Consider the following 13,252-nt stretch of genomic DNA (forward strand, 5'->3'; position numbering starts at 1 on the left):
TATATAGATAAGAATAAAATTGTATCATTTGAGAGTAATAAGTCGATATATTAAGTAAATTTGATGAACTATTTATAGGTTGATTTGTTTTTTTACACAAATTTTTTGAGAAATAGAAAAAACCAAACTAGTTATTTGCCAGGAAATCTTTTTTTACAAATGCTCATTAACGCATCAAAAATTTTGTCTATTTCAGTAGGAGTAAGAGGAGTAAGAGGAGTAGGAATTAACATTTTTTTCTTCAAAACTTCAAGAAAATAATTATATAATTCTTTAGATATTGTTTTTGACTTTTCTTCGTTTGTTTCCCAACAAACAATTAAATGGGGTTTAATAATGTCAAGCGTATCTAATGCAATTGTCGCTATTATGTCCTGATCATTTCGATGAAATTCCTCCATATGCGGTAGTAACTCAGCGTAAAATGCTTGAGCATCAGGGTTATCACGTATTTTGGCAGGAAATGTTTGAGCAAAATACCCTGTAGGACCTTCTTTAGCTAAACCATGTAGCTCCGTTAAATAATCTTTATCAAGTAGAGCTTTTTTTAGAATATCCTTTTCATTTAAACGTTTCTTACGATTTTTCTCAATTATTTCATTCAAAATTTCAGAAAATTTTTGATAAAGCGCAGGAGCTGCATCTTGGTGCTCGTCAATATTATTTTTCATTGCTGCAGTAATAAGATCGGCTTTCGCTAAATCACTTATTCCTTGCTTTGCTATAATTGCCGCAAGCTGAGTTGGATCGTGGATATTAACTTTTTCAATAATAGTATAAGCAGGGGACGCCATAATATGATCGTCAAGAAGGTTAAGAATTTTTGGCTCATATTCCTTGGTATTAAATATATCTTGGTAACGATTTTGTACTGCTTTTTTAAGCTCTTTAAAATTATGCCAGTCGAGACAAAACATATTTAGCTTTTCAGGAAAAATTTTATGGGCTTTTTCAGAAACTAAAGCGATACTCATATAAGAAGTAAATTTTTGTAGTTTTAAATAAAAATCTTTCCTAATAAAATTATCGGCTAGATGTTGCTGTAATTGTTCAGTATCAGATTTATTTGGTACGCTTGCAAAAATATCCCAAATATCTTGATGTAACTGGGGAATTTCTTCCAATTTTTTTTGAATATCATACAAGGCACCCTTTAAATCTTCTTCGTCAAAATTTTTAAGAGCATGATATTTATTAAGCGTTTTATGCAAATTTCCAAGTAATCCTTCATAATCGATTATATATCCGTGTTGTTTGAGGTTATTATTCTCTTCTTCAAATAAACGATTTACACGAGCAATTGCTTGCAAAAGAGTGTGTTCTTTTAACCGCTTACATATATAAAGAACGGTGTTACGCGGAGCATCAAAACCGGTTAGTAATTTTGAGACGACAATTAAAATTTCAGGGTCGCTAGCTTCTTTAAAATCTTCAATTATTTTGTTATTGTACTTTGCTTCCGTTTTATATTTGTTCATCATATCTTTCCAAAAAGTCTGAACAAAGTTTTTGGAAGTACGATCCACTTCCTCATTATCTTCACGATCATCGGGCGGGGAAATGATAACTTCACATGTTACGTGACCTATATCGTCGATAAAATTTTTAAAGCGAATAGCGGCAGCTTTTGAAGGAGCTACTAATTGAGCTTTAAGACCTGTTCCTTGGTGTGTTTGCCGATAATGTTCTGAAATATCGACAGCTTTAGCATAAATAGTTTGTTTGGTTTGTGACAATTTGGAAGCACAAGCAAATTTTGATTTCAAAATATTTTTTTCGTCGTTACTTAACCCTTTAACAACACGCTCAAACCATTCATCAATTACGTCGCTGCCAAGTTTTTGACCAACATTTCGACTTTCATAAATTAAAGGAACTATAACGCCGTCACGTACAGCCTCTTCTATGGTATATGTATGAATAAACCCACCAAATTTTCTTGTACTGGTTTTTTCTCCTTTTAAAAGAGGTGTACCAGTAAATCCTATATAGCAAGCTTTCGGTAAAATACGCCGCATCTCTTCAGCGAAAAGGCCGGCTTGAGTACGATGCCCCTCATCAACAAGCACGAAAATATTATTATCTTCATCTTTAAAATTCCAGCTATTCATGACTATATTAAATTTAGTCGTGTTAAACTTATTAATTACCGTGGTTATGAGGGTCTTTTTATCTTTAATTAATTGAATTAAATCTTTTCCTGAAGCGGCACATACCGGTTTAAATTCACAAGATTTAAATGTATTTTTAAGTTGGTTATCAAGATCAGTACGATCAGTAACCAGAATAATACGAGCATTATTTATATTTTTAATTAATGCTTTAGTAAGCATTACCATAGTTAGAGATTTACCAGTACCTTGCGTATGCCATATTACTCCGCCTTCTCTCCTCCTTGTTTCATCAAGCTGGTTTACTCTCTGCATAGCAGCACGTACGCCAAAAAATTGAGGATAACGTGCTAATTTTTTTATTCGCCCGTCAAAAATACAAAAATCATGGATAATTTCAAGTAAACGCTCAGGACGACATAATGCATAAAGTCCACGATCTTGCGCCGTAACCTTGAAAAAACCTTGTATTTGTTTTTTCTCAAAATTAGTTTTTTCAGATGCAAATTCTCCAGAAAAAAGTACTAGTTTTTCTTCATTTGTCAAAGGTCGGTTGATAAGTTTGTAAATATCTTCCTCTTTATCTTCCGTATCGTGCCAAATTTGCCAATGTTTTTTTGGAGTATTAACTGTGCCGTATTTTACTTCATTGGTACTAACGGCGAGTAATAGCTGAGCGTAATGAAAAAGTTGAGGGATTTCTTCCGCTCCCTGATTACGTATTTGTTGAGAAATAGCTTGCTCAATAGAAATATCAGACTTTTTATTTTCAATCATAACAAGAGGGATGCCGTTAACGAATAATACAATATCACAACGACGAGTTTTAGAGGAATCAGTGCATGATACTCTCATTTCAACCGTTGCATGGTAAATATTATTGTGAGTATTATCCCAATCAATATATTTAAAAGAGAAGCTTTTTCGAGTACCGTCAATAGTTTTTTCGATACTAGTACCTAAAATTAAATCATCATAAATTTTTTGATTAGCCTCCATTAAACAGTTTTGTGGAGCAGAGGAGAGTTTAAGTTTGCGTATTGCTTCTTTAGCGTCTTCTATGTCAAAATTGTAGATTTTTTCACGGTAGGTAAAATTATTAAATTCTAAGGTTTTTTCTATTAATATATCTTCAAGCAGCACATTGCTTAATTTACCACGTTTTTTTTGCACCTCTTCTTGTGAAATAGGTATATAGCCAAACGTAATCAGCGATATCATAGCCGGTATTTGAGAAGCAACTTTTTCATTAGGCTTAGAGGTCATAGTTTTTAACCGCTTTTAAGACATTTATAAAAATAATATATTTAAGGCCTTCCTATATTAAAAAATTTCGTGTATTACTAAAAATAAGGATTGGGCTTTTCCCGGTCGACAGTAGGGTATTGGGTTATCCGGTGCCCTTCGGTTTAACGTTGCGGAAAACATTTTAGAGACCTACATTTTGCTTGAATCCCCTCAAATACTCTATTTTTTTGCGAAGGTCGCAATATCGATAAACCAATAGGGCGAGCAATTAAATCAGCTAACTGCAAACCTGTCGAGTTGCATTTTTTATCCGTACAAACCATATTAAAAGGTATTAAAGAAAAATCGATATCTTTATAACCCCAACCACGTTGATTATTACAAATACGCCGAAATTCTAATTCTAGCTCTTTATCTTCTTTTGCTCCTCTTCCTTCCACAACTAAATGAATTGTTTTAGCCTTTTGTTCTTTCTCAAGAAGTATTGCCAAAGATTCCTCTAGACAGAATTTTAAAGCAATCTCATAAGGATTATAAGGAGAAGCATATTTTTTAATTAACGCTTCTTTTTTTATCACCGCTCCAACAAATTCAAAGGGTGTATCTCCTATTAATATAGTCAAATCTTCATAAAACTGCGCTCGTAACATAGAATTAGTACGTAATAAACCAAATTGATTTTTTTCTTTGCGAATTTCATTCTCATGAAGAATAATTTGAGTATGCCCCCAATATTTAAATTTAAAATTAATAAATGCCGGAACTATTTTCGCAATATAATCGCTCTTTTTTATAATCACTAAAACCAGTACAAAAATAGGATAATCTTGATTGATAGACTCTAAACCGTGATCCCCGCTCTCATCTACAAAGATTATGTAATCGCCATATTCTATCATATCTATATTTTATCCTCCTCCACTCTCACTCGCCATTGGCCGGTTAACAATTTTTGCATCAAACCTTGTTTTTGGTTTTGAAGAGCTTTTTTATAAAGGGATAAATTATTAATTAAATTCTCTTGTTTAACAAGAATTTCACTAATTTTTTTTTGCTCTATTAAATCAGGGAGGCAAAGCCCAATATTTGAAAAATCAGTCCAGCTTAGTTTTCCTCTACGATCAACTGACGATGTAGTTAAAACACAAAAAATATGAATGTAGGTTTTTGTTTTTAATAAACGAAAAAGAAAATCGTGATAAATATATTTATTATCAGGAGTAAAAATAGTATAAATTGGACTTACTACCGCTTTATCTTCCAAATTTTGTAACCCAATAGAACCTTCTTCAATATGGTTACTTGGAAAACCAAAATCATTACGATAAATTATTTTGTAATTAGTAAGCTTTTTACTAAAAATTTGTTTTTTAAAAAAATCTAATGATCTTACAAAACCATAATGTTTTGAGCATGAAAGTACAGTATAATCATTATTGTTAACATTAAATTCTGAACGCCCCACAGCAATATCTTTAATAAGAAAAAAACTCCAATCACTAGGAGCACTGCACCATTTATACTTTATTCGGCTAGTAGTTTTTTTATTATCAACTCTTAAATAACCGTAAACTAATAATCTCGTAAGTAAAATAAGATATTTTTGTCTTATCTCGATCAAGCGTTTAGTTCTTTCTATAGCTCTATCCCATGTGCGTAAGATAGAGGCAATTTTTTGTTGTTCAGAAAGTGGAGGAAGAAAAATTTGATAATTTCTTATAAAGGATGATGGAACCATTTTTCGACCAGTCGTACCGACCATCTCTAATTTTCCTTTTTTTCTAAAAGTTTTATTTAAAGTTATATTTAGTAAAATATAGGGGTCAATTTTTTCAGTTGCGCGAAGAACATGAAATTGACCGCTCCCAAGACCTATTCCGTTAATAAGTCCGGTAGCTAATGCACCTTTACCGTTTTCAAAACAAGGGCTAATTATTGCAACTAATATATCTCCCTCAAGAAATTTAGAGTATCCTTTTGATAGGTTTGAGTACGTACAACGATGAGTATTTATAATCGTTCCTTCAGTTGAAATATCAACCATACCTAGAAACGATACTTCTGTATCAGAAGATATTTTTGGCATTTTTGGTACTATTTCTACAATTTCATCTAATTTAACAAAAAGACTAGCACTTTCCTGCATTTTATTATCTTTTGACTTTTCTTGCATCACACGTCAATCCCCAGCTCTTTCAAATAAGCATCCATTTGGATGCGTATATCTACTAATTCATCTTCAATTTGGTTAATTTCTTTTTGTAACTCTGCTATATCAATTTCCTCTTCCTCTTCAAATGTATCCACATAAAGGGGAATATGAAGGTTAAATTTATTTTTGCGAATTTCTTCAATGTCGGCTAGGTAGGCATATTTATCGACCGATTTACGTTCGTGGTAAGTATTAACAATTTTCGTAATATGCTCCTCTTCTAAGTAATTTTGTCCCTTGCCTGCACGAAAAAATTTGCTAGCGTCGATAAATAACACATCTTGACGTTGTTCATTTTCTCCCCCTACTTCTCGTGAACGATCAAATATCAAAATAGCAACAGAAATATCTGTAGTACTAAAGAGATTAACAGACAAGCCTATTACCGTATCCAGCAAGTTTTCTTCAATTAACTGCCGTCTTATTAGCCCTTCGGATGAACCCCGAAATAGCACGCCCTCCGGTACAACTACTGCTATACGTCCCTTAAGAGGCTTTGTCGTTTCAATCATATGGCTGATAAAAGCATAATCACCTTTATTTTTAGGCGGAACGCCACGCCAAAAACGTTTATATTCGTCATTAGCGGCGTGTTCATGCCCCCATTTTTCTAAACTAAATGGCGGATTAGCAACTACAATGTCAAATTTCATCAAACCTCCTCCTTCAAGCAAAGTAGGATTATTCAATGTATCTCCCCAATCAATACGTGCGCTATCTTTTGCATGCAAAAACATATTCATTCGTGCTAATGCCCAAGTAGAGCCGTTTCTTTCCTGACCAAAAAGTGCATAATTATCACTCCCCACTTCTTCGGCGGCATATATTAGAAGTGAACCGGAACCACAAGCTGGATCGCAAATTATGTCACCGGCTTTTGGAGCTGCTAGTCTGGCCAGTAAGCGTGATACTTGCGCAGGAGTATAGTATTCGCCGGCTTTTTTACCGGCATTAGATGCAAAATTTGAAATAAGATAAATATAACATTCGCCTATAATGTCTTCATTTACTCGATTAGGACTTAAATCCAACGCTGGTTTATTAAAATCCTCCAATAAACTTTTTAAACGATTATTACGATCCTTTGTTTTGCCAAGGCTAGATTCGGAATTAAAATTAATATTATGAAATACTCCAGCTAACTTAGAGCGATTTGCCTCTTCTATTTTCTCTAGGGCTATATTAATAAGTTCTCCAATATTCGCCTCATTACGTTTAGCAAATAAATCGTAAAAACTAGTTCCTTCCGGTAAAACAAAACGTTCCTTCTCTAAGTAACGACGAATAAGAGACTCATCATTGTTAAACCGCTCTTGATATTCAGCTACGTGATATTTCCAGATATCAGAGATATATTTGACGAATAACATCACAAGAATGTAATCCTTATAATTTGTCGGATCCATTACTCCGCGAAACGTATCGCAAGCAGCCCATGCAGCTCTATTTATTTGATCCTGTGTTATTTGTTCATTCATATTAACAAAATTATAATTTTTTAAATAATATGTTTGATAGCACTAAAAATTATTTATTCAACCAATTAACAATAATTACAAAAAGAAAAAATTAAATTGATGATAAAAATACTACAAGGCTTTTTAGATTAATTGTAAAAAGAATTATAAGTTAATGAAGGTAATTGAGTGAAAGAAATTTTAGGAGGATTTTATTGATTATTGTAGAGCATTATTTGGACTCAAGCGGCATTTAAAAGGCGCCGTCATCGCGAGCGGAGCGGAGCAATCTAATCATAAGATTGCCACGTCTGGACTACACCCCTCCTCGCAATGATAATTGAAGGTATCCGCGCAACAATGCCGCTGCTAAAAATGACACCACTTATAAAATAGAGCTGTAAATTGCTTCTTTAGTAATTTCATCATATCTTTTAAGTTTAACAAGTAAGGATTCTAAGTTATCAAGCCTAATCATGCAAGGCCCATCGCTTGGTGCATTGTCAGGATCTTGATGTACTTCCATATAAATACCGGCAACACCGGCGGCTATAGCCGCCTTAGCTAATAACTCAACATATTTCCGCTGCCCGCCGCTACTACCACCTAAACCGCCCGGCTGTTGCACGGAGTGAGTAGCATCAAAAATTACCGGAGCATTTGTTTCCGCCATTATTGCAAGGCTACGCATATCGGATACAAGGTTATTATAACCAAAACACGCTCCTCGTTCGGTCAGTAAAATATTTTCTGCACCAAAAGCTTGCAATTTTGCGTGAACGTTTTTCATATCCCAGGGTGCTAAAAACTGGCCTTTCTTAACATTTACTATCTTCTTAGTTTGCGCTGCCGCTTGTAGCAAGTCGGTTTGTCGGCATAAAAAAGCTGGTATTTGCAGTATATCGACAATCTCAGCTGCTAAAATACATTGGTCAGGCATATGGACATCTGTAACGATAGGGCAATTAAAAGCGGCTTTTACTTTAGCTAGCACCTCTAAGCCTTGTTCAGCTCCAAGACCTCTAGCGCTACTTGCTGAAGTTCTATTAGCTTTATCAAAAGAGGATTTATAAATAAACGGAATACCGAGTTTACTAGTTAATTTTATAATTTTCTCTGCTAAAAATAATGCATGATCTAAATTTTCAATTTGGCAAGGGCCGGCAATTAAAGTAAAAGGCAGATCATTTCCTATTTTTATATTTTTCAGCGCTACTATTTTTTGCATATATTTTTAACTTAAATTGGTACGTTTTATAGTATGTCATTCCTAGCTCAATGCGGGAATCCAGAGAAATTATAGTCATCCTGAATTTATTTCAGGATCTTTTTGCAAGAGATGCTGAAACAAGTTCAGCATGACAAAGTAAAACCTGGATTCCCGCTTTCGCGGGAATGACATAAGGAGCAGTAGGAATAACCTACTCCTCCTTTTATAGCTCCTTGCACAACGCTAAATGGGAATGACATAGAAAGACCTGTATTACTTCGCTATTGGTAAACTATTCCCTTTCTGGCTTTCATCTATTTGATTAATTTTAGTAACCAGATCAGGTCTTTTTTTAGATGAAAGATTAGCAAGCACTATGGCATTTACCAAAAATAATGCTGCAAGTACCATAGTGCTTTTAGTAAGAAAATTACCGACCGTTTTAGCGCTAACTACTCCCATATTATTACCGCCGCTTAGCCCGCTTATACCGTCAGAGCCGCTACGTTGCATTAAAATAACTATAATTAATAAAACGGCAATGACAATATGAATAAAAAGAAGTATATTTATCATTAGTAACCTATATTTTCTAATTCCAGGTCTTAACCATACACTAGCTTTGTCTTATTTGCAACTTATGTAGCATATTCTGAATAATTATAAATAATCACTTTTAAACCGAAATAGCTTGCAGATAACGCTCTTCAGAACTATTTTAATTATAAAATATTTTAAATAAAAAATTTATGCTCGATAATATTAGAAAAACCGCCGATAGTTTTGTAATGCGTGTTTTATTTGCTATGATTGCTTTTGCCTTTGTTGGATGGGGAATTAAAGATATACTACCTAAAGCATCCGGAGGCGACTTCGTTACCTTTACTCATGCTAAAAATATCAGCCGAGAAGATTTTCTAAAAGCAAAATCTACGGAAATTAACGCTATTCAAAAACAAATGGGTACGAATTTAAGTGAAGAAGAAATAAATCAGTTGAATATTGATAAGCAAATTATGAGAAAGCTTATATATAATAATATTCTAGATTATTTAGTTACTTATTATGATTTTGACTTAAGCGACAACACCGTCACGTCATTAGTTAAAGAATCACCCGCTTTTAAAAATGATCAAGGAGTATTTGATATAAGAATTTTCAAAACTTATTTTAGAAATTCTTATATCAACGAAGAAGAATATTTATTAAATTTCAAAGAAAAAACTTTAAAAAATATTCTCGTTAGTAGTTTTTTAGAAAGTTTTTATGTGCCTAAAATAATGATACAAAACATCATTAATCATATGGCAGAAAAAAGAAATGTTGAGTTATTACAAATAAATTTAAAAAACAAACCGAAAGATTTAAAAATTCCTGTACCGAATAAGCAGCAACTAGAGGATTTTTATAAAAATAATAAAAATTTATTTGAAATACCGGAAAAACGTAGCTTTTCTTATATTAAAATATCTAATCAAAATTTACAAAAAAAGATTAATATAACTAAAGAAGAATTATTAAGTTTTTATAACGAGAATAAAGAAGAATTTGGCGACCAAGCTTTTGAGAAAGTAGAAAAACAATTATACGATTTATTACTTAGTCAAAAAATTGATGTACTTAATATGGAGCTTGCGAAAAATTTAGAAGATGACGTAGCAGCCGGCTCAACTTTAGTCGAAATTGCCGAAAAATACGAATTACCGTTGCAAAATGTTAATTACGTAAGTTACGAAGAGCTGATTGAAAATAAAATAATTGCTGAGAATGTTGATAGTATTTTTGAACTTGTGGAAGGTGAGTTATCTTATCCTATAGAATCCGAAGATAAAAGTTACCTTATATTAGTAGAGTTGAAAGCGATTCAACCGGCAAAGACCCCTGAGTTTTCTGCTATTAAAGACCAAGTTGCTACAGCCTTAGCTAAACAATATTTAGCCGATATTAATTTGCAAACTATAAAGGATTTAGCAAAAGAATATAAAGCCGAGAAAGAAAATATAAAAAACCTTAACTTACAAGGGATTGAGGTAAGTCAACAAAGCTATATAAGATCAGAAATTGAGAATGACATAAAATTATCTCCTGAGATACTACTCTCAATATTTAGAACTAAAGTTGATAATAATACGCCGGTTTTTCAGATAGGTAATAAGGTCTATTTTGCTTATGTAAAGTCGATAATCTTAGACAAGAATGTGGCTGAAAATATTGCCAAAAATTCAAGTGAACATATAGCGAATACTATTAAGAACTCTCTAATTGATGAGCTTATAAATTATGCAATAAAGCAAAATAACATGAAAATAAAAAGTCGTTGAAAGTGAAAATGACATAGTGAACGATCCATGTAATAGCATTACAAATCCTTTTTGAGCTTATTGAAAGTTTTATTTCTCAACCAAGGAACCGAATTCTTTTACTACCGCCTGATATAATTTACGTTTAAAAGGAATTATAATGGATAGCAGTTCATTAAGTGATGCCCAGCGCCATTGCTCAAATTCTGGGTTACTAGTATTAACGTTAATATCGTTGTTAGTGCCGGTAAATCTAATTAGAAACCATCTTTGTTTTTGACCTCGGAAATTACCGTCCCATAATTCCGGTATCCGAGACGGGGGAACATCATAACTATACCAACATTTACTTTCGGCAATGATATGTCCTTTATCGCTACCGATTTCTTCCAACATTTCCCGCAATGCTGCAACACTGGGTGTTTCTCCTGGTACTATACCTCCTTGAGGCATTTGCCATGCTGACATTTTAGTATCGACTCTTTTACCAACAAATATTTTGTTATCGGTATTTATTATCATCATACCTACCCCGGGTCTATAAGGTAGTTTACGATATTCCTGAGAAAGAGTTTTTTTTATCATCTTAAATTTATATTAAACCAATTTTACTACTTTATTTTTTCCTGATGTTTTTGCCATATACATCGCCTTATCCGAGCGTTCAATAAAATCAGTAATAGCTTCTCCTTTTTTATATTCCGTAACACCGATAGAAATCGTTTTATGTAAAGGTTCTTTTTGTCCGTCAATTTGAAAATCCATACATTCAATTTTCACTCTCGCTCTTTCTGCTGCATATATTGCTTGCTCCATATCCATATCACTTAAAAGAACAGTAAACTCTTCTCCTCCGAATCTAGCAATTAAATCGGTTATTCTAAAAGTATTTTTTAAGATACGAGCGACGGTTTTTAAAACTATATCACCTGCTTGATGACCGTATGTATCATTAACATGTTTGAAATCATCAACATCACACATAAGTAAATGCAAGTTGGTTCCATCTTCATTAGCTTTTTCTAACATTTGATTTATATGTATATCAAAATAACGTCGATTAAATAATCCGGTTAAACCGTCTTTTGCCGCTAAATTTACACTTTGCTCAAGATCATTGCGTAAATTATCTTGATATTGTTTTCTACGAAGTTGCGTTCTAATTCTGGCAAGTAATTCATTCTCTTCAATAGGATAAATAAAATAATCGTTAATTCCGAGTTCCATTCCTTTCATAACCATCGGCAAATTTTCTTCATCGACCAACAAAATTAATACTACTCCGTTTATTTCCGACTTACCTTTTAAAGCTACGCTAACTCTTAGCGGATCTTCATTCTCAAGCGTACTACTAATAATTACTAAATCCGGTACATATTTCGGGATGCTTTCAAGCTCGAGGGACTCGTTTATTACCTGCACATTCGGAGAAATTTTTAGCAACATTTTTTTGATATTTTTAGCCTGTACTACATCATCATTAATTAACAATATTTTTTTATCGTTAAAAGTACCTTGCATTTCTATAGCCGGGCTACCTAATAAAGCATTTGTATCATTTCGAAGTTTCAATTCATCGATTAAAACTTTCATTCTAGATAAGGATTTAAGCCTTACAAAAAGAGCCGTATCATTTATAGGTTTTGTTAAAAACTCATCAGCACCTGCTTCTAACCCTCGAACGCGGTCCTCTACATCCGAAAGTGCTGTAACCATCACTACAGGTATATGAGTGGTATCGAGATTTGCTTTAATTTGTTTACATACCTCAAAACCGTCCATTCCAGGCATCATAACGTCAAGTAATACTACATCTATTTTATTTTTTTCAAGCATATTTAATGCTTCCTTACCACTGCTTGCAGTGAAAACTGTATAATATTCGTTTAAAAGTTTTGCTTTTAATAATTTAACATTTGTCTCTATATCGTCTACTACTAATATATTTGCCGTCATAAATTTTATGAACCAAGTTGTTAAAATAGTATTATTTAAATTCTTGTCTTTAAAAAGAATAATTTGTATATTTATAATTTTTCAAGATATCTATTAGTAATTATATATATGAAAATTTCGGCAAATTCAATCAGAACTGGTAATATATTAGTATATAACAATGATTTATGGAGCGTGCTTAAGCAACCCGAGCATACTAAACCCGGTAAAGGCGGTGCTTATGTGCAAGTGGAAATGAAAAACCTAAAAACGGGCAACAAACTTAATGAACGTTTTAGCTCATCCGATTATGTTGAAAAAGCCGAGCTTGAGTATCAAGATTTTCAATTTCTCTATTTTGAAGATAATAAGCTGGTATTAATGAATAGTGTAACTTTTGAACAAATTAATATAGATAAACAAATTTTAGGTGAAAAATTACCGCTTTTAACCGACAATATGCTGGTAAAAATAGAGTTTTACGGAGATACTCCTTTGAATATTGAGCTTCCGCCAACAATTACGGCTGAAATTATTCAAACCGATCCGGTAATTAAAGGATCAACCGTTACCTCTTCATATAAGCCGGCAATTCTATCAAATGGCGTTAGGGTTATGGTGCCGCAATATCTTACAACAGGCGAAAAAATTATTATCAAAACTGAGGATATAAGTTTTGTCGAGCGGGCCAAATAAATTATTAATGTATAGTATACTCTAAGTATTTCAAGAATTGAATTTTATTTTGATGGGCGAGCCAATGGATAACTAAAGGATGG

General features: G+C 33.0%; 10 protein-coding genes. 2 read left to right on the forward strand and 8 right to left on the reverse strand.

Features of this window, described 5'->3' with window-relative positions:
- Nucleotides 1-131 precede the first annotated feature (131 nt).
- The 6 genes from OTR29_RS05760 to secG form a co-directional block, all read right to left on the reverse strand.
- Nucleotides 132-3,377, reverse strand: coding sequence for a type I restriction endonuclease subunit R (locus tag OTR29_RS05760; protein WP_422229898.1), 3,246 nt, complete (start codon nt 3,375-3,377; stop codon nt 132-134).
- A 143-nt stretch (nt 3,378-3,520) separates the two neighbouring features.
- Complete coding sequence (locus OTR29_RS05765; RefSeq protein WP_422229900.1) at nt 3,521-4,258, reverse strand: DUF3800 domain-containing protein; 738 nt, start codon at nt 4,256-4,258, stop codon at nt 3,521-3,523.
- A gap of 2 nt (nt 4,259-4,260) precedes the next feature.
- Entirely contained in the window at nt 4,261-5,532 is a 1,272-nt protein-coding gene (locus OTR29_RS05770; protein WP_422229901.1) for a restriction endonuclease subunit S, read from the reverse strand.
- On the reverse strand, nt 5,532-7,049 hold the full coding sequence (locus OTR29_RS05775) for a type I restriction-modification system subunit M (RefSeq protein ID WP_422229903.1): 1,518 nt from the start codon (nt 7,047-7,049) through the stop codon (nt 5,532-5,534). The genes OTR29_RS05770 and OTR29_RS05775 overlap by 1 nt, the downstream gene beginning before the upstream one ends.
- A 364-nt stretch (nt 7,050-7,413) precedes the next feature.
- Nucleotides 7,414-8,256, reverse strand: coding sequence for a 3-deoxy-8-phosphooctulonate synthase (gene kdsA, locus OTR29_RS05780; RefSeq protein ID WP_422229905.1), 843 nt, complete (start codon nt 8,254-8,256; stop codon nt 7,414-7,416).
- Between the two features lie 255 nt (nt 8,257-8,511).
- Nucleotides 8,512-8,814, reverse strand: coding sequence for a preprotein translocase subunit SecG (gene secG, locus OTR29_RS05785; RefSeq protein WP_422229907.1), 303 nt, complete (start codon nt 8,812-8,814; stop codon nt 8,512-8,514).
- Between the two features lie 173 nt (nt 8,815-8,987).
- On the opposite strand from secG, the gene OTR29_RS05790 reads away from it, so the two are divergent.
- Entirely contained in the window at nt 8,988-10,559 is a 1,572-nt protein-coding gene (locus OTR29_RS05790; protein WP_422229909.1) for a SurA N-terminal domain-containing protein, read from the forward strand.
- A 69-nt stretch (nt 10,560-10,628) separates the two neighbouring features.
- Here the strand turns inward: OTR29_RS05790 and OTR29_RS05795 are convergent, their stop codons facing one another.
- Complete coding sequence (locus tag OTR29_RS05795) at nt 10,629-11,123, reverse strand: RNA pyrophosphohydrolase (protein WP_422229911.1); 495 nt, start codon at nt 11,121-11,123, stop codon at nt 10,629-10,631.
- Nucleotides 11,124-11,135: 12 nt separating this feature from the next.
- Nucleotides 11,136-12,494, reverse strand: a complete 1,359-nt coding sequence (locus tag OTR29_RS05800; protein WP_422229913.1) for a PleD family two-component system response regulator — start codon at nt 12,492-12,494, stop codon at nt 11,136-11,138.
- A gap of 108 nt (nt 12,495-12,602) precedes the next feature.
- Between OTR29_RS05800 and efp the strand changes: the two genes are divergently transcribed.
- The gene (gene efp / locus OTR29_RS05805) at nt 12,603-13,169 is read left to right on the forward strand and encodes an elongation factor P (RefSeq protein WP_422229971.1); all 567 of its coding nucleotides are present in this window, start codon (nt 12,603-12,605) and stop codon (nt 13,167-13,169) included.
- Nucleotides 13,170-13,252 lie beyond the last annotated feature (83 nt).

Origin of the sequence: Rickettsia endosymbiont of Halotydeus destructor (genome assembly GCF_049278075.1) — a bacterium.
Lineage (GTDB): Bacteria > Pseudomonadota > Alphaproteobacteria > Rickettsiales > Rickettsiaceae > Rickettsia.